The 17,158-nt window shown below is 72.5% G+C and carries 17 protein-coding genes; 2 read left to right on the plus strand and 15 right to left on the minus strand.

The genetic code is table 11. The features are described from left to right. Positions 1-151 precede the first annotated feature (151 nt). The 3 genes from SKED_RS15655 to SKED_RS15665 all read right to left on the minus strand — a co-directional run bounded on the left by SKED_RS15655 (position 152) and on the right by SKED_RS15665 (position 3,369). Complete coding sequence (locus tag SKED_RS15655) at positions 152-1,312, minus strand: phosphate ABC transporter substrate-binding protein PstS (RefSeq protein ID WP_042438137.1); 1,161 nt, start codon at positions 1,310-1,312, stop codon at positions 152-154. A gap of 180 nt (positions 1,313-1,492) precedes the next feature. Continuing rightward, a complete protein-coding gene (locus SKED_RS15660; RefSeq protein WP_012868152.1) occupies positions 1,493-2,188 on the minus strand; it encodes a response regulator transcription factor in 696 nt (231 codons plus the stop codon). Then, positions 2,185-3,369 (minus strand): sensor histidine kinase, encoded by a 1,185-nt coding sequence (locus SKED_RS15665; RefSeq protein ID WP_012868153.1) that lies wholly within the window; start codon positions 3,367-3,369, stop codon positions 2,185-2,187. The genes SKED_RS15660 and SKED_RS15665 overlap by 4 nt, the downstream gene beginning before the upstream one ends. A gap of 188 nt (positions 3,370-3,557) precedes the next feature. Between SKED_RS15665 and phoU the strand changes: the two genes are divergently transcribed. Beyond that, on the plus strand, positions 3,558-4,229 hold the full coding sequence (gene phoU / locus SKED_RS15670) for a phosphate signaling complex protein PhoU (protein ID WP_012868154.1): 672 nt from the start codon (positions 3,558-3,560) through the stop codon (positions 4,227-4,229). Between the two features lie 146 nt (positions 4,230-4,375). Here the strand turns inward: phoU and SKED_RS15675 are convergent, their stop codons facing one another. After that, positions 4,376-5,113, minus strand: coding sequence for a phosphoglyceromutase (locus SKED_RS15675; RefSeq protein WP_042438138.1), 738 nt, complete (start codon positions 5,111-5,113; stop codon positions 4,376-4,378). A 103-nt stretch (positions 5,114-5,216) separates the two neighbouring features. Then, positions 5,217-6,479 carry a D-inositol-3-phosphate glycosyltransferase gene (gene mshA, locus SKED_RS15680; RefSeq protein WP_012868156.1) on the minus strand — a complete coding sequence of 421 codons (1,263 nt, stop codon included), beginning with the start codon at positions 6,477-6,479 and terminating at the stop codon, positions 5,217-5,219. Positions 6,480-6,637: 158 nt separating this feature from the next. Between mshA and SKED_RS15685 the strand changes: the two genes are divergently transcribed. Further along, entirely contained in the window at positions 6,638-6,946 is a 309-nt protein-coding gene (locus SKED_RS15685; RefSeq protein ID WP_012868157.1) for a (2Fe-2S)-binding protein, read from the plus strand. A 31-nt stretch (positions 6,947-6,977) separates the two neighbouring features. Here SKED_RS15685 and SKED_RS15690 read toward each other — a convergent pair whose 3' ends face one another. The 10 genes from SKED_RS15690 to SKED_RS15735 all read right to left on the minus strand — a co-directional run bounded on the left by SKED_RS15690 (position 6,978) and on the right by SKED_RS15735 (position 17,026). After that, positions 6,978-8,084 carry a lactonase family protein gene (locus SKED_RS15690; RefSeq protein ID WP_012868158.1) on the minus strand — a complete coding sequence of 369 codons (1,107 nt, stop codon included), beginning with the start codon at positions 8,082-8,084 and terminating at the stop codon, positions 6,978-6,980. Between the two features lie 94 nt (positions 8,085-8,178). After that, positions 8,179-8,511 carry a histone-like nucleoid-structuring protein Lsr2 gene (locus tag SKED_RS15695; RefSeq protein ID WP_012868159.1) on the minus strand — a complete coding sequence of 111 codons (333 nt, stop codon included), beginning with the start codon at positions 8,509-8,511 and terminating at the stop codon, positions 8,179-8,181. 95 nt (positions 8,512-8,606) lie between these two features. After that, positions 8,607-8,798, minus strand: a complete 192-nt coding sequence (locus tag SKED_RS15700) for a hypothetical protein (protein ID WP_012868160.1) — start codon at positions 8,796-8,798, stop codon at positions 8,607-8,609. Positions 8,799-8,841: 43 nt separating this feature from the next. Then, a complete protein-coding gene (lysS, locus tag SKED_RS15705) occupies positions 8,842-10,374 on the minus strand; it encodes a lysine--tRNA ligase (RefSeq protein WP_012868161.1) in 1,533 nt (510 codons plus the stop codon). A gap of 127 nt (positions 10,375-10,501) precedes the next feature. Further along, a complete protein-coding gene (gene nadC, locus SKED_RS15710) occupies positions 10,502-11,461 on the minus strand; it encodes a carboxylating nicotinate-nucleotide diphosphorylase (protein WP_012868162.1) in 960 nt (319 codons plus the stop codon). Positions 11,462-11,498: 37 nt separating this feature from the next. After that, positions 11,499-13,232: an L-aspartate oxidase gene (locus SKED_RS15715; protein WP_012868163.1), complete on the minus strand. Its 1,734-nt coding sequence runs from the start codon at positions 13,230-13,232 to the stop codon at positions 11,499-11,501. Beyond that, complete coding sequence (panD, locus tag SKED_RS15720; RefSeq protein WP_012868164.1) at positions 13,229-13,684, minus strand: aspartate 1-decarboxylase; 456 nt, start codon at positions 13,682-13,684, stop codon at positions 13,229-13,231. Before panD ends, SKED_RS15715 begins: the two co-directional genes overlap by 4 nt. Continuing rightward, complete coding sequence (gene panC, locus SKED_RS15725) at positions 13,681-14,646, minus strand: pantoate--beta-alanine ligase (RefSeq protein ID WP_012868165.1); 966 nt, start codon at positions 14,644-14,646, stop codon at positions 13,681-13,683. Before panC ends, panD begins: the two co-directional genes overlap by 4 nt. Then, on the minus strand, positions 14,646-15,584 hold the full coding sequence (locus SKED_RS15730) for a Rossmann-like and DUF2520 domain-containing protein (RefSeq protein ID WP_012868166.1): 939 nt from the start codon (positions 15,582-15,584) through the stop codon (positions 14,646-14,648). The genes panC and SKED_RS15730 overlap by 1 nt, the downstream gene beginning before the upstream one ends. After that, on the minus strand, positions 15,581-17,026 hold the full coding sequence (locus SKED_RS15735) for a PH domain-containing protein (protein ID WP_143755788.1): 1,446 nt from the start codon (positions 17,024-17,026) through the stop codon (positions 15,581-15,583). The genes SKED_RS15730 and SKED_RS15735 overlap by 4 nt, the downstream gene beginning before the upstream one ends. Positions 17,027-17,158: the final 132 nt, after the last annotated feature.

The raw sequence follows: 17,158 nt of genomic DNA on the forward strand, positions 1-17,158 counted from the left end.
GTTCGTGCTGGAGGTGCTGTGGTGCAGGAGGTGCTGCGTGGTACGGGACCCACGCTACGTGCTGGTCGTGGGCCGGTGCCCCCACCTGCGGGAGAGAGCACCGTGGCCGCGCCCGGTTCGCACCGGGCGCGGCCTGTGGGTGTCGCTCAGGTCACTCGGCGACGGTGATCGCGTCGACCGCTGCCATGACCTCTTCGCGGAGCGTGTCCGAGATCGGGGCGGAGCCGGCGACGCTGGCGTCGGAGGCCACTGCCTGGCCCTCGGCGCTGGCGATGTAGCTGAAGAACGCCTTGACGTTCGCGGCGTCGGACGCGTCGTCGTACTGCGAGCAGGCGACCGAGTACGAGATCAGCACGAGCGGGTACGCGCCGGCCTCGGTGGTGGTGCGGTCGAGCTCGACGACCAGGCGGTTGTCGGTCGCGTCCTCGGCACGCGGCGAGGCGTCGACGACCTTGGCCGCGGCCTCGGGCGAGAACGGCACGTACTCCTCGCCGACCTTGAGGGCGACGGTCCCGAGGTCGCCGGCCTGCGAGGCGTCGGCGTAGCCGATCGCACCCTCGGCACCGGTGACGGTGTCGATGAGGCCCGAGGTCTTGGAGCCGGACTGCGTGCCCGAGATGGGCCAGTCGCCGCTCGGCTCGTAGGTCCAGGCGCCGTTCGAGGCCGCCGAGAGGTACTCGGTGAAGTTCTCGGTGGTGCCCGACTCGTCGTTGCGGTTGACCGGGATGATGGTCGTGTCCGGGAGCTCGACGCCCTCGTTCTCGGCCGCGATCGCGGGGTCGTTCCACGAGGTGATCGTGCCGTTGAAGATGTTGGCGATGGTCTCGGCCGACATGTTGATGTTGTCGGCGTCGACGCCCGGGAGGTTGTAGACGACCGCGATCGGGCTGATGTAGAGGGGGAGCTCGATGGCCTCGCCGCCGAAGCAGCGCTCCTCGGCGGAGGTGACCTCTTCGGGCTTGAGCGCGGAGTCCGACCCGGCGAAGAGCACGCCGCCGGAGAGGAACTGCTCGCGGCCACCGCCCGAGCCGACGGCGTCGTAGCTGATCGTCACGTCAGGAGCCGTGGCGTTGAAGGTGGCCATCCAGCCGCCCATGGCCTTCTCCTGCGAGCTGGCGCCGGCACCGGCGAGGTTGCCGGAGAGGTCGGTCGCGGGCTCCGAGGACGCGCCGTCACCGGCCGCGCCGGAGGTGCTGGGCGTCGAGGGCGTCGTGGCGTCGGCGCCGCAGGCGGCGAGGGTCGCGGCGAGCGCCCCGGCCAGCACGACGGCGGCGAGGTTGCGGTTGTTCACACGCTTCACTGTCTTACCCATCCTCAAGTCTGTTGGTCGCAGATGTTTCTGCTGACGGATGAGACGCTAAGGACCGAGGGTGACGCGACGGCGGTACCCGGGTGAACAGCAGGTGAACAGTGCACCGACACCTCGCCGCACGCCGCGCGCGGACGCCACGACAGGTCTATGGGGCTGGCGTCCGCCTCGGTGGGGCGACCGTCAGTCGTCGACGAGCTTGTAGCCGAGGCCGCGGACCGTGAGCAGGAGCTCGGGCGAGGCCGGGTCCGTCTCGATCTTGGCGCGCAGGCGCTTGACGTGGACGTCGAGCGTCTTGGTGTCGCCCACGTAGTCCGAGCCCCACACACGGTCGATGAGCTGCCCGCGGGTCAGGACCCGGCCGGCGTTGCGCAGCAGGAACTCGAGGAGGTCGAACTCCTTGAGCGGCAGCGAGACGAGCTCGCCGCGGACCGTCACCACGTGCCGGTCGACGTCCATCTGCACCGGGCCGGAGCCGACGAGCTCGTCGGCCTCGTCCTCGTCGACAGCTGCTGCGGGCTGGCGGCGCCGGAGCACGGCACGCACCCGGGCGAGCAGCTCGCGGAAGGAGTACGGCTTGGTCACGTAGTCGTCGGCGCCCAGCTCGAGCCCGACGACCTTGTCGATCTCGCCGTCCTTGGCGGTGAGCATGATGACCGGGACGTCGCCGCGCTGACGGAGCTCACGGCACACCTCGGTCCCCGAGAGGCCCGGGAGCATGAGGTCGAGGAGCACGAGGTCCGCGCCGCCCTCGTCGTAGGCCGCCAGCCCGGCTGCCCCGTCGGCGACCGCGACGACGTCGTAGCCCTCGCGGGTCAGCTGGTACGTGAGCGGCTCGCGGTAGGACTCTTCGTCCTCGACCACCAGGATGCGGGTCACGCATCCACCTCCTTGTCAGGGGCACCAGCATCGCTGGGCGTCGGAGTCTCGGCAGGCGCCGGGACGTGCGCTGCGGGGATCCGCAGCGTGAAGGTCGATCCCCGGCCCGGCTCGGACCAGATGCTCACGTCGCCGCCGTGGTCGGCAGCGACGTGCTTGACGATGCTCAGGCCGAGGCCGGTGCCGCCGGTGTCGCGGGAGCGCGCCGGGTCGACCCGGTAGAAGCGCTCGAACACGCGGCTCTGCTCGGCGGCCGAGATGCCGATGCCCTGGTCCACCACGGCGATCGAGACGAGGCCGTCCTCGGCGGAGACCCCGACCCCGACGCGCGTGCCGCCGTCGGAGTACGCGACGGCGTTGTCCAGCAGGTTGCGGACTGCCGTCACGAGCAGGGCGTGGTCGCCGTAGACGCTCAGGCCGGTGTCGGCGGCCACGGCGAGCACGACCTCCTTCGCCTGGGCCACCACACGCGCCCGGTCGGCCGCCTCGCGGATCACGTCGTCGACGCTGATCAGCCCGACCTCCTGGAGCGCGCCGGCCACCTGCAGCCTGGACAGCTCGATGATCTCGTGGACCAGGGCACCGAGGCGCATCGACTCCTTCTGCATGCGCCCGGCGAAGTGCCGGACGGCGTCAGGGTCGTCCGCCGCGTCCTGCATGGTCTCGGCGAGGAGCGCGATCGCACCGACCGGGGTCTTGAGCTCGTGCGAGACGTTCACGGTGAAGTCGCGGCGGATGGCCTCGATGCGGCGCGCCTCGGTGCGGTCCTCGGCGAGCACCAGCACGTGGCCCGCGTCGATGTTGGCCACACGCACCTGCAGCATCACCCGGCCGCGGCCGATCGGACCTCGAGGGAGCTCGAGCTCCTCGTCGGCGATCACGCCGTCCCGGCGGACCGCGGTGATCATGTCCTGGATGGAGGGGTGCACCACGGCGTCGTCACGGACGACGCCGAGCGCGTAGGCCGGCGGGCTCGCCCGGATGACGCGGCCGTCCGGTCCGAGCACCACGGCCGCAGAGCGCAGCACGGCCAGCACCCGGACCACACCGGGGTCCAGCTCGCCGGGCGCCTGCTCGGGCAGCCTGCGCTGCTGGTGCTCGCTGAAGCGGAACGCGAGCGCGGCGATCAGCCCGGTCAGCAGACCGAGCAGCCCCACGACGACGACCTCGTACCCATCCACGTGACCAGGGTACGGTCAGACATCGAGGACGACGGTGTGCCGGTGCGGCGCGGGGGGCGAGATCCTGCGGTTCACGAGGCGTGGCTTCATGAACTGTTCATCTACGCTCTGCGACGCGTTCACCCGTCGGTCTTCGCAGACACACCTGCACTTGGGACCATGGTCCATCACACCACGAGAGGGACGACATGCGTGAGATCTTCGAAGCCGAGCTCCAGCAGATCGGCGACGACCTGGCCGACATGAGCCGCCTGGTCGAGTCTGCGATCAGCCGGGCCGGCGTCGCGCTGCTCACGGCCGACCTGCAGCTGGCCCAGTCCGTCATCGCCGACGACCGCCGGATCGACCAGCTCGAGCGCGACCTCGACGAGCGCTGCGTGCTCCTCCTCGCCCAGCAGGCACCGGTCGCGACCGACCTGCGCGTCGTGGTCTCCGCCCTGCGCATGAGCGCCTCGCTCGAGCGCATGGGAGACCTCGCGCGCCACATCGCCCAGGTGGCCCGTGGACGCTTCCCGCAGCACGCGATGGCACCGCTCGTCGAGGGCACCTTCGCCTCGATGCAGGACGCCGCGACCCGCGTCGCCCGTCGCACCACGACGCTGCTCACCACCCGCGACCTCGAGGTCGCCAGCAACATCCAGCGCGACGACGACCTCCTCGACCAGCTGCACCAGGACACCTTCCAGGCGCTGTTCTCGGAGTCCTGGAACGGCACCACGCAGGAGACCGTCGACGTCACCCTCGTGGGTCGCTACTACGAGCGCTTCGGCGACCACGGCGTCTCCGTCGCCCGCCGCGTGGTGTACCTCGTGACCGGTGACTTCGCCGAGGAGCGCGGCCGCCCGGCCACCGCGTCCTGAAGTAGCAGGACAGCTGAAGTAGCAGGACAGCAAGAGCCCGGCACGACCTCGCACCGCCAGCGGGACCAGCAGGAACCAGAAAGGTGTGGCCACCTCCCCGAGGGGAGGTGGCCACACCTTTCTGTGCTGGAGGTGCTGAGCCTGGGTCAGCGACCCTGGTTTGCGACGGCGGCGACCGCGGCAGCCGCGGCGTCGGGGTCGAGGTAGGTGCCACCCTTGACGGTCGGCACGAAGTTCTCGTCGAGCTCGTAGACGAGCGGGATGCCGGTCGGGATGTTCAGGCCCGCGATGTCCTCGTCGGAGATGCCGTCGAGGTGCTTGACGATCGCGCGCAGCGAGTTGCCGTGCGCGGCGACGAGGACGGTCTTGCCCTCGCGCAGGTCGCTGACGACCTCGCCGTCCCAGTACGGGAGGGCGCGGTCGAGGACGTCCTTGAGGCACTCGGTCGCCACGACGGGGGCGTCGGCGTACCGGGGGTCGGTGTCCTGCGAGAACTCCGAGCCGAGCTCGATCGCGGGCGGCGGCACGTCGAAGGACCGGCGCCACAGCATGAACTGCTCCTCGCCGAACTCGGCGAGCGTCTGCTTCTTGTCCTTGCCCTGGAGCGCACCGTAGTGGCGCTCGTTGAGACGCCAGCTGCGCTTGACCGGGATCCAGTGGCGGTCGGCGGCGTCGAGCGCGAGGTTCGCGGTCGTGATCGCGCGGCGCAGCAGCGAGGTGTGCACGACGTCGGGGAGGATGCCCGCGTCGGTGAGCAGCTTCCCGCCTCGCTTGGCCTCCTCGACGCCCTTCTCGGACAGGTTCACGTCCACCCAGCCGGTGAACAGGTTCTTCGCGTTCCACTCGCTCTCGCCGTGGCGGAGCAGCACAAGGGTGTATGTCATGGGTCCATCCTGCCGCATCTCGGCGACGGGTGCTCGGGCCCTTCGGCCCGTGGACCGCAGGCCCCGGCACAGGTCCGGGGCTCAGGTCCCCGGCTCAGAGACCTCAGGCGACGCGCGCCTGCTCGTACACCTTGCGGGTCTCCTCGGCCGTGGTGTCCCAGCTGAAGTGGGCCGCCACCTCCAGGGCTCCGCGGGAGAGCCGCGCCAGCCGCTCGTCGTCACGGAGCAGGTCCCGCAGCACGGCAGCCCACCGGTGCGGGTCGTGGTCGGGGACCAGGACACCTGAGCGCCCGTCCTGGACCGCGGTGCGCAGCCCGCCGACGTCTGCGGCGACCACGGGGGTGCCGCACGCCTGGGCCTCGACGGCGACCAGCCCGAAGGACTCGCTGCGCGACGGGACGGCGACGAGGTCGGCGCACCGGAACCAGCGCGCGAGCTCGCTCCGCGAGACCGCCGGGAGGAACAGCACGTCGTCGCTCACCCCCACCTGGTACGCGAGGGCCTCGAGCTCACGCAGCGCCGTCGGGCGGCCGCTCGCACCACCGAGCACGACGAGCAGCGGGAGCTCGTCACCGTGGTCGGCCATGACCCCGAGGGCACGGACGAGGACGTCGGGCGCCTTGAGCAGCTGCACGCGACCGGCGAAGACCACGACCTTGCGGTCGGCGGGCAGACCGAGCGCGGCACGCTCGGCGGCCGCGGTGTCCCGTGCGCCGTCCGCACCGGCCGGCGGGAGCGGGGTGAAGGTCTCGAGGTCCACCCCGGGGCTCACCACGTGCACCCGGGTCGGGTCCGCCGCGTAGTGCGTCACGAGGTCCTCTGCCTCGGCAGCCGTGTTGGCGACGAGCGCGTCGGCGACCTCGACCACCTGCTCCTCGCCGATCACGCGGCCGGCCGGCTCCGGGACGTCGCCCGGCGCCAGCGACCCGTTCTTCACGAGCGCCATGGTGTGCATCGAGTGGACCAGCGGGACGTTCCAGCGGTCGGCCGCGAGCATGCCGGCCTGGCCGGACAGCCAGTAGTGCGAGTGGACCACGTCGTACCAGCCCTGGGTGCGCGCCGCCTCCGTGCGCAGGACCCCGGCCGAGAAGTAGCAGAGCTGCCCGGGCAGGTCGTTCTTGTCGAGCCCCTCGAAAGGACCGGCGGTGATGTGCCGCACGAGGATCCCGTCGCCCACCTCGACCACGTCGGGCTGCGCGGACGACGTCCGCCGCGTGAAGATCTCCACCTCGGCCCCGCTGCGTGCGAGCGCCCGGGACAGCTCGGTGATGTAGACGTTCATCCCGCCGGCGTCGCCCGTGCCGGGCTGCTCGAGCGGGGAGGTGTGCACGGAGAGCATGGCCACCCGGAGGGAGTCGCCGCTCATGGGCACCTGCGTTCTGACATCCCACCAGTCTGCCACCGTCGCGCGCCCGGTGCCGCGGGCGCCGTCCCCACCGAGACGGACCGGGCCAGCGCGGGGCAGGACTCGGGCGAGGTCGAAGGTCCCACCTGTGCTGACACGTCGTCCGGGACGATGGACGCATGGAGAAGCACGCACCGACCCGGACCACCACGGACCCCCTCGCGGCGCTGCGCCTCATGCTCGACGAGCCCCCCGAGGACGCCACGCCGCTGGTCCCCCTCGACGCCGCCGCGTGCGACGCGATCGCCGACGAGACGCTCGTCTGCTCGTGCAACAACGTCAGCGCCGGCGAGATCCGCGACGTCGTGTGCTCCGGCCGCTGCTCGTCGCTCGACGACGTCCAGGTGCTCACCCGCGCAGGAGGCGGGTGCGGCTCGTGCCTCTCGGCCGTCGCCGGGCTCGTCGAGGTGTCGCTGAGCCGGAGGTGAACGGGCTGGTGGAGCCGGCTGCGCGTAGTGCTCAGACCGGCAGGATGCAGGCCGGCGCGGGGATGTCGACGGACGAGACCGGCTCCGCCTGACCGCTCTCGTGGTCGACGCGCAGGACCGTGACACCGCCGGAGGTCTGGCCTGCGACGACCACCAGGTCGTCGGCCTGTGCGGGGCGCCCGGAGAGCGTGGGGTCGGCCGCGTGCGCCGTCAGCACCGCGAGGTGACGTGGCCACACGACGCCCAGGGGTGAGTCCGCGAGGTGGCGCAGGACGGGCTGGCCCTCGTCGTCGCGCTCGACCGCGAAGGTCGCGAGCACGTCGGGACCGCGGACCCCGACGTAGAGGCGGCTGCCGTCGGCGCTCAGTGCCAGGTGCGAGGGGAAGGACCCCGCCTCGGGGCTGGGGGTGTCGCAGGCGGGCACGCTCCCGAGATGCGTCGCGGACCCGTCCTGCTCGACCCGGACCACGTGGACGCGGGAGTCGAGCTCGCCCACCACGAAGGCCGTCCCGTCGTCGCCGAGCGCCACGTGCCGCGGGCCGGTCCCGGGCGGCAGCGCGAGGGCGAGGCCGTCGGCGACGAGCACACCGGGCGTCGCAGTCCTGCGGTACCGGCGGACCTCGTCCGTCCCGAGGTCGCTGACCCACAGGTGGCGCTCTCCGACCGCCTGGACGTAGTGCGCGTGGGGACCGCGCTGGCGCTCGCGCACCGGGCCCGAGCCGCTGTGCGCGAAGGTCGCGAGGGCTCCGCCCAGGGTGCCCGACTCCGTGAGCGTCAGGGCCGCCAGGCTGCCGGAGGAGTAGTTCGCCACCCACACGTCGCGCTCGTCCACCACGAGGTGGCACGGGTCAGCGCCGCCCGTCGACGCGCTCGAGGTGAGGACCAGCCCGTCCCCGGACAGCGAGAAGGTGCTCACCCGCCCCTGCTCCGTCTCGGAGACGGCGACCACGGTCGTCCCGTCGGGGTGCAGCGCGAGGAAGGACGGTGACGCGACCTCGACCAGCTGGTGGGCGCCCGAGAGCTCCCCGGTGCGCGGGTCGAGGTCGACGGACCAGATCCCCTCCCCCGACCCTGGGCCGCCCGAGGTGGGGTAGGTGCCGACGAGGAGACGCTGCAGCGGTGCGGGAGGTGTGGTCACCGGCCCAGCCTATCGAGGGCGGGCGTCCCCTGGGACGACGAGAGGGTGGTGGACCGACTGGTCCACCACCCTCTCGTGCCGACGTCGGAGGACGTCAGTGAGCCGCCTCGTACGCAGCCTTGATCTCGGCCGAGATGCGGCCGCGCTCGTTGACCGTGTGGCCGTTGGCGCGAGCCCACTCGCGGATGTCGTTGGGCGAGGTGCCGCCGGAAGGCTGACGCGCCGAACGCTTCGCGGGGCGTGCCGCAGAACGGCCGACCTTGCGTGCGTGACCGACCCAGCTCGCGAGCGAGTCGCGGAATGCCGACGCGTTGTCCGTCGAGAGGTCGATCTCGTACGAGACGCCGTCGAGGGAGAAAGTCACGGTCTCGTCGGCGGTGCCGCCGTCGAGGTCGTCGACAAGAATTACCTGAACCTTCTGTGCCACTTGAGGTACCTCACCATTCTGTTTCGCTGCAGGGGACTTCATGCTCGCATCATTCCTGATGGAGCGTCAACTGGAGAACAGAAAGGCGGATGATTTTACGGGGTGATACCCGCACCCGTCGGTGGGACCTCTCGCTCAGTGCGTGCGTCTTCTTCGGCATCGAGACGAGCGAGGTTGGCCCGCTCGTTACGGTCCGCGCGAATGATAAAACGCATCGCGAAGTAGAACAGGACGCCCACCCCGATCGACGGGACGAGCGCGGCGAAGGCGGTCCAGAAGGTGCTCACCGGACCACCATACGACGCGCCGCGCCCGTTCCTGGCACCGCGCTCAACGCTGCGGCTTGACCAGCGGGAACAGGATCGTCTCGCGGATCCCCAGACCCGTCAGCGCCATGAGCAGGCGGTCGAGGCCCATCCCCATGCCCCCGCTCGGCGGCATCGCGTACTCCATCGCCGTGAGGAAGTCCTCGTCGAGCACCATCGCCTCGTCGTCGCCCGCAGCTGCGAGGACCGCCTGCGCCTCGAAGCGCTGGCGCTGGACGACCGGGTCCACCAGCTCGGAGTACGCGGTCGCGAGCTCGAAACCACGGACGTACAGGTCCCACTTCTCGACCTGCCCGGGGACAGAGCGGTGGTCGCGCGTCAACGGCGAGGTCTCGACGGGGAAGTCCCGGACGAAGGTCGGCGCGTAGAGAGAATTGCCGACGTGGTGCTCCCAGAGCTCTTCGACGAGCTTTCCGTGGTTGACCTTCTTCGGGTCGATCGAGATCTCGACGGCGTCCGCGAGCTCCGTGAGCCGCGCGACGGTGGTCTGCGGGGTGATCTCCTCGCCGAGGGCCTCCGACAACGACCCGTACATGGTGAGCTCGGCCCAGTCGCCGCCGAGCTCGTACTCCTCGCCCGAGGCGAGCGTCACGAGAGTGGTCCCGAACATGTCGAGAGCCGCCTTCTGGACAAGATTCTTGGTGAGCACCGCCATGGAGTTGTAGTCGCCATATGCCTCGTAGGCCTCGAGCATCGCGAACTCCGGGGAGTGCGTGGAGTCAGCACCCTCGTTCCGGAAGTTGCGGTTGATCTCGAAGACGCGCTCGATACCGCCGACCACGGCCCTCTTGAGGAACAGCTCGGGGGCGATCCGCAGGAACAGGTCGATGTCGAAAGCATTCATGTGCGTGGTGAAAGGCCGGGCGGCCGCACCGCCGTGGATGGTCTGGAGCATCGGGGTCTCGATCTCCATGTACCCGCGGTCGTGGAAGTTCTCGCGCAGGGACCGGACCACGCCGGCGCGCAGGCGCGCCGCCTCGCGGGCCGCCGGGCGCGCGATGAGGTCCACGTAGCGCTGACGGACGCGGGCCTCCTCCGAGAGCTCACGGTGGAGCACCGGGAGGGGGCGGAGCGCCTTCGCGGCGATCTGCCACGAGTCCGCGAAGACGCTCAGCTCGCCGCGGCGCGAGCTGCCCACGCGACCGTGCGCGAAGAGGTGGTCACCGAGGTCGACGTCTGCCTTGAACGCGGCGAGCGACTCCTCGCCGACGACCGCGAGGCTCAGCATGATCTGGAGGCGGTTGCCCTCGCCGTCCTGGAGCGAGACGAAGCAGAGCTTGCCGGAGTTGCGCAGGAACACGACACGACCGGCGACGCCGACGAGGTCGTCGGTCTCCTCGCCCGTCTCGAGGTGCGCGTACTGCGCGCGGACCTCGGCGATCGAGTGCGTGCGGGGCACCTCGACCGGGTAGGCCTCGACGCCGCTCTCGAGCAGCCGGTCGCGCTTCTCCCGACGCACCCGCAGCTGCTCGGGGAGGTCGTTCTCCCCGTCGGCGAGAGTGGGGTCTGCGGTCGCGGGGGTCTGCTCAGAAGTCACCCCGCCATCCTAGTGGAGTGCCGGGGCGGGCTCGGCTGGCTCGGGGCGGGGACAGAGCGGGTTGCGGACAGGGCGGGGTGGGGACGGAGCAGGGTGGGGCGGCGCGGGGTGGCGCGGCGTCAGCAGGTCAGCGCGAGACGAGGTCGAGCGCGAGGTCCAGGATCGGCGCCGAGTGGGTCAGCGCACCGACCGACATGTAGTCGACGCCCGTCGCTGCGACCTCGGCGGCACGGTCCAGCGTGAGGTTCCCGGTGGCCTCAAGCTCGACGGGACCGGTCTGCCCCTCGCCGGCCCGGACCGCGGCGACGGTCTCGGTGAGGGTGGGCGTGCTCATGTTGTCGAGCAGCAGGAAGGTCGCACCTGCCGCGACCGCCTCGAGCGCCTGCGCGCAGGTGTCGGCCTCCACCTGGACGAGCACCTCCGGGAAGGCCTCACGGACCGCGTGCACCGCAGCGGTCACGGAGCCGGCGGCGACCACGTGGTTGTCCTTGACCATCGCGACGTCGTAGAGGCCCATGCGCTTGTTGGTCCCGCCGCCGGCCCGCACGGCGTACTTCTCGAGCGCGCGGAGCCCAGGCGTGGTCTTGCGGGTGTCGAGGACCGTGGCCTGCGTCCCCTCGAGCCTGTCCGCCCAGGCGCGGGTCGCGGTCGCGACGCCCGAGGCACGGCTGGCGAGGTTGAGCAGCGACCGCTCCGCCATGAGCAGCACCTGCACGGGCCCGGTGAGCACCGCGAGCCGGCGACCGGGCTCGACCCGCGTCCCGTCGACGACGTCCAGGTCCACGCGCACCGGTCCGAGCCCGAAGCGCGCCGACACCTGGTCGACGACCTCCTGCACGAGCACGAGGCCCGCCACGACACCCTCCTGACGCGCCACGAGGTGCGCGACGGCGCCCGACGAGACGGCGATCGTCGCCTGGCTCGTGACGTCGCGCCCGGGGTCTCCCCCGAGGTCCTCGCTGAGGGTGCGGCGCACGGTGTCGCTGATCCAGGCGGGGTCGAGGCCCGGCTCGACGGTGGTCTCAGCAGAGGACCTGACGGAGGGCTCGGTCTGGGCAGCGGGCGCGGAGGGGTGAGTCACCCCCACACGGTATCCGACCCCTGCGGTGCCACCGGTGGGCCGCTCAGTCGACCTGGAGGGTGCCGTCCTCGGCGAGGTGCACCGTCACCCGGCGCTCCCAGGCCGGGTCTCGCTCCGGGAAGTCGGAGCGGAAGTGACCGCCCCTGCTCTCCGTCCGGCGGGCGGCAGCCGCGGTGAGGACCGTCGAGACCTGGTGGACGTTGCTGGTCTCCCACTCGGCGGTCTGCGGCTGCGCGCTGAGGTCGCCGGCGACCGCCTCCGGGAGGTTCGCGTCGGTGCGGACCGAGGCCAGCCTCTCGGCCGCGACGGCGAGGCTCTCCGCCGAGCGGATGACCCCGCTGCCGGTCGACGTGACGCGCTGGATCCGCGTGCGGCTCGCCGCCATGACCAGACCGGTGGGCCCCGGCCGCGGCACCGGCTCGAGCAGCGGGAGCTCCCCGGCGGCCATGCGCCCCGCGATGTCCTCGGCGGCGCGGTGCGCGAACACGAGGCCCTCGAGCAGGGAGTTCGACGCGAGCCGGTTGGCGCCGTGCACCCCGGTGCACGCGACCTCGCCGACGGCGTACAGCCCACGGACCGTCGAGCGGCCGTCGAGGTTCGTCACGACACCGCCGGAGTGGTAGTGCTGGGCGGGCGCGACCGGGACGAGCTCCTCCGTGATGTCGAGGCCCTGCGCGAGCAGTCGCTCCGTGATGGTGGGGAACCTGCGCCGCAGGAAGTCCGCTCCGAGGTGCCGGGCGTCGAGGAGCACGTGGTCCGAGCCTGTCACCGCCATCTGCCGGACGATCGCGTGCGCGACCACGTCGCGCGGTGCGAGCTCCGCCATCGGGTGGACGGCCGGCATGAACCGGTGGCCGAAGACGTCGACCAGGTACGCGCCCTCGCCGCGGACGGCCTCCGAGATCAGGGCGAGCTGCCCCTTCGCCGCGCTGCCGAGCCACAGGACCGTCGGGTGGAACTGCACGAACTCCATGTCGCCGAGGGTCGCGCCCGCGCGCAGCGCCGCGGCCGTGCCGTCACCGGTGGCCTGCGGCGGGTTGGTCGACGACATGAACGACTGCCCGATCCCGCCCGTGGCGAGCACCACCGCGCGGCTGCGGACCGCGCCGACGCCGTCGCGGCTGCCCGCACCTCGGACGTGCAGGGTGACACCGCAGACCGAGCGGCGCGGCCCGTCGGGCGTCGCGGGGGTCACGGGGCCCGCGCTGGTCAGCAGGTCGATGACGAGCGCGTGCTCGATCACCTCGATGCCGGGGTCGTTGCGGACCGCCTCGAGCTGGGCGACCAGCGCGCGCGAGATCTCGGCGCCCGTGGCGTCTCCTCCGGCGTGCGCGATGCGGTCGGCGTGGTGGCCGCCCTCACGGGTGAGCGACATCTCCCCGACGCCGTCGGTGTCGAAGTGCGCCCCGAGCGCCACGAGCTCGCGGACCCGGGCCGGCCCCTCGGTGACGAGGACCTCGACCGCGCGGGGGTCGCAGACGCCGGCCCCCGCCACGAGGGTGTCCTCCTGGTGGGCGGCCGGGGAGTCCTCCGGGGCGAGCGCCGCGGCGATGCCCCCCTGGGCCCAGACCGTCGACCCGGACGACAGCGCGTCCTTGGTGACGAGCAGCACCCGCGGCACGCGCGTGCGCAGCTCGAGCGCAGCCGTCAGACCGGCGATCCCGGAGCCGACGACGACGACGTCGGCGTCCGTGGTCCAGCCGGGCTCGGGCGCGGCGAGCGTGGTGACGAGGGCCGGCCCGGGCCGCGCGGGCCCGGGCACGGCGGTGGTGGTCACGCCTCGGTGCCGTGCTGCTGCTGGAACGGCGCGATCGCGAGACCGCTCGGCTCGAGGTCGTAGCCCTCGGGGACGAGACCCGGCTCCTCCGAGACCTCGACCACGGCGTTGTCGCCGTCGACGAACACGACGTGCGGCAGGTAGTGGCGGGCCTCGGCGTCGGCCAGCATGCCGTAGGCGATGATGATCACCGTGTCGCCGGGGTGCACGTGGTGCGCCGCGGCGCCGTTGATGCAGACCTGACCGGAGCCGGGCTCACCCGGGATCACGTAGGTGGTCAGCCGCGACCCGTTGGTCACGTCGACGACGTCGACCTGCTGGCCCGGGTACAGGTCTGCGGCCTCGAGCAGCAGGTTGTCGACCGTGATCGAGCCGACGTAGTGCAGGTCGGCCTGGGTCACCGTCGCGCGGTGGATCTTGCCGATCATCATCGGACGCTGCAGGGACGTCACGGGGTTCCTCCGGTGGTGCGGTGCTGGGGGGTGGTGTGCTGAGTGGTGGGGTCTGCCACCTCGACCGCCATCGTGTCGATGAGCCGCGTCGTGCCGACGCGTGCGGCGACGAGCAGCAGGGCCGGGCCGGCGTGGTCGGGCGGCACGTCGTCCACGGTAGCCGGGTCGACGAGCACCAGGTAGTCGAGGTCGACGCCCTCGGCGGCGTCGACACGCTGCCGGGCTGCTGCGTGGACCGCGGCTGCCGTCGCCCCTGCGGTCGCGGCGTCGCGTCCGGCGGCGAGGGCTGCCGAGAGGGCGAGCGCACGGCTGCGCTCGTCGGACGACAGGTAGGCGTTGCGCGAGGACAGCGCGAGGCCGTCGTCGTCGCGGACGATGGGCACCCCGTGGACGGTCACGGGCACGTCGAGGTCGTGCACCATGCGCCGGACTGCCAGCAGCTGCTGGGCGTCCTTCTCGCCGAACACGGCCACGTCGGGCGCGGTCAGGTGCAGCAGCTTGAGGACGACGGTGAGCACCCCGTCGAAGTGCCCGGGGCGCGACGCCCCCTCGAGGACCGTGCCGATGCGCCCGGCGGTGACGCTGACGATCGGCCGTCCGTCCGGGTACATCTCGTCGAGCGTCGGCGCGAAGACGACGTCGACCCCGACCGACGCGAGGAGCGCCACGTCCGCGTCCAGGGTGCGCGGGTAGCTGTCGTAGTCCTCGCCGGGTCCGAACTGCAGGGGGTTGACGAAGATCGTCACGACCACCTCGTCGGCGAGGCGGCGGGCCTCGCGCACGAGCTCGAGGTGACCGGCGTGCAGCGCGCCCATGGTCATGACGACGGCGCGGCGGCGGGTCGGGTTCCCGTCAGCCTGGCCGGGTCCGACGGTGGTGCCTGGCTGGTCGGGCCGGCGCAGGGCACGGGCGAGGTCGGCCCGGGTGGTGGTGACGAGGGGCCGGGCGTGGCCGCTGAGCATCAGTTCTCCTTGGCGGGGGCGTTCAGGACGTCGAGCAACGACTGGGCCTGCGCGTCCTTGATCCGTCCCGCGGCCAGCGCGCGCACGGTCGCGGCACGGCTCAGGGACCGGTAGCTGTCGACGGTGTCGCTCGCGTCGCGGTGCGTCGCGAGCGCGGCGAGCTCGGTGAGGTGCGTCTGGACCGTGCCGGCATCGCCGCGCACGACCGGACCGGTGAGCGTCTGGACCGGGTCGCCGACACCGTCGGCGGCACGCAGCGCACCGTCGAGGGCGGCGTGCAGCAGCGGTGCGAGCGCACGCCCCGGGTCGGCGATGCCCGCCACCTGGAGCGCCTGCGCCGCCTGCGCGACGAGGACCACGAGGTGGTTCGCGCCGTGCGCGAGGGCCGCGTGGTACAGCCCGCGGTCCTCCTCCTCGATGACCACGGGCTCGCCGCCGATCTCGACGACGAGCGCGAGACCGATCGGCTGCACCGGGCCGGGTGCGGTCACCGCGAAGGTGGTGCCCTCGAGACGGCCGAGGTCGAGGGACGTCCCCGTGAAGGTCATCGCCGGGTGGACGGCCACCGGGATGGCGCCCTGCGCGCGCGCCGGCGCCAGCACCTCGGTGCCGTAGCGACCCGAGGTGTGCAGCACGATCTGGCCCGGCTGCCACGCACCGAGGTCCGCGAGCCCGGCTACGAGCGTCGCGAGGGCGTCGTCGGGGACGGTGAGCAGCACCAGCTCGGACCGCTCCACGACGTCACGGACGTCGAGCACCGGCACACCGGGCAGCATGGCCTCGGCGCGCTCGCGCGAGGCCTCGGAGATGGCGGACACGCCCACCACCGAGTGGCCGACGGCACGCAGCGCGTTGCCGAGCACGGCACCCACCCGGCCTGCGCCCACGATGCCGACGCCGAGCCGTCCGGGGCGCCGTGCCCCTGTGGTCTCGGTCATCCCGGCGCCTGCATCCAGCGCTCGGGTCCCGCGGTCGTCCGAGCGGCACGGGCCCGTGCGGCCTGCTCCGCGAGCAGCCGCGACGCCTCGACGTCCGCGAGGTGCACGACGCTCGGCGAGATCGGCCCCGGGGTCGAGTGCAGCACGAAGCTCGTCAGCCCCAGACGGCGCTGCAGCGGGCCCTGGTTGAGGCCGAGCGACTGCGTACGCTCGTGCGGCACGACCTCGAGGGTGCGCACCAGACGGCCCCGGCGGACCACGAGAGCGCGGCCCGTGACGGCGTAGCCGTTGCGACGCCAGGCCAGCGGGTCGAGCCACCGCGCGCTGCGGGGGCTCGTGACGAAGCCCTGCTCGTCGCCGGAGCCGGTCATCGCGGCGTCCAGGAGCGGGCGCGGGTCCTCGACGCCGAGGTCCGGGAGCACGAGCCACAGCGCACGCAGGGCGTCGTCGCGGCTGCCGACCGGGAGCAGCACCGCGCCGGCCTGCTCGCCCTCCGACGCCGCGGCGTAGCCGGCCACGTTGACCTCGACGCGCCACCAGCCGGCCGAGCGCCACAGCAGGCCCTGCTGGATCCGGATCGCCTGGACACGCCCTGGCGGGATGGTCTGCGACCGCGTCTCGAGGAGGCCGTGGCGCAGGCGGATGCCGTCGGGCGAGATGGCCCCGGTGAAGCCGAAGCCACCCGAGAACCTCGAGAACACGTAAGCCCCGAGCCCGAAGACCAGCGGCAGGGCGGTGAAGAGCGGTGCGACCTGGCGCGTGACGACGGCGACCACTGCCGCGGCGACCACCGCCACCACGAGGACGATGGTGCCGCCGGTGAGCAGCACCGAGCCGACGAGCCGGCCCACGGGCACGTCGAGGACGGCGCTCTCGGGCGCCTCCTCCACGGGTGCGTCGTCGGGGCCGTCGGACTCGACCCCTGCGGCGCGCGCCAGCAGGACGTTGCGGAGCTGGTTGGCGTCCGCGTCGCGGAGGAACCCGAGGCGCGCCCCGGAGTCTCCCCCGCCCGCGACGCTCAGCTTGAGCTCGGCGAGGCCGAAGAACCGCGCCAGCAGCGGCTTGACGATGTCGATCGCCTGGAGCCGGTCCAGACGGACCTTGCGCTGCTGCCGGAACAGGATCCCGGAGTGCACGTAGACCGCGTCGCGGTCGTAGGCGTAGCGCATCATGCGCCACGACAGCCAGGCCCAGACGCCGCCGAGCAGGCCGACGCCGAGGATCGCGAGCACCACGACGCCCCAGTGGTCGGTCGCGAAGCTCACGTCGCCGCCGGGGGCGCTCTCGAGGGTCTGCCGACCGACGACGAACAGCAGCACGGCGAGCACCGCCCAGCCGCGCACGAGCGGCGTCACCGGGTGCAGGCGCCGCCACTCGAGCTCGGGCGGGACGGTGGTGGTGGTGGAGTCGGTGGTGCTGGAGTCGGTGGAGCTGTCCTTCACCGCGGGGTCGCCCGACGTGGCCGCGTCGTCAGCAGGCGCCGTCGGTGCCTGCGGTGCAGAGGGAACGTCGGGGACCGGCGCCGCGGCGCGCGCAGAGCCTTCGTCAGGCTCCGGCGTCGGGACGGGGCCTGG

This window comes from Sanguibacter keddieii DSM 10542 (assembly GCF_000024925.1).
GTDB classification, from domain to species: domain Bacteria; phylum Actinomycetota; class Actinomycetes; order Actinomycetales; family Cellulomonadaceae; genus Sanguibacter; species Sanguibacter keddieii.

Bases quoted from the DNA above. Each gene is read 5' to 3' on its own strand.
- SKED_RS15655 (WP_042438137.1), bottom strand. From the start codon at position 1,312: ATGGGTAAGACAGTGAAGCGTGTGAACAACCGCAACCTCGCCGCCGTC.
- phoU (WP_012868154.1), top strand. From the start codon at position 3,558: ATGCGTGAGATCTTCGAAGCCGAGCTCCAGCAGATCGGCGACGACCTG.
- SKED_RS15675 (WP_042438138.1), bottom strand. From the start codon at position 5,113: ATGACATACACCCTTGTGCTGCTCCGCCACGGCGAGAGCGAGTGGAAC.
- mshA (WP_012868156.1), bottom strand. From the start codon at position 6,479: ATGAGCGGCGACTCCCTCCGGGTGGCCATGCTCTCCGTGCACACCTCC.
- SKED_RS15685 (WP_012868157.1), top strand. From the start codon at position 6,638: ATGGAGAAGCACGCACCGACCCGGACCACCACGGACCCCCTCGCGGCG.
- panC (WP_012868165.1), bottom strand. From the start codon at position 14,646: ATGCTCAGCGGCCACGCCCGGCCCCTCGTCACCACCACCCGGGCCGAC.
- SKED_RS15730 (WP_012868166.1), bottom strand. From the start codon at position 15,584: ATGACCGAGACCACAGGGGCACGGCGCCCCGGACGGCTCGGCGTCGGC.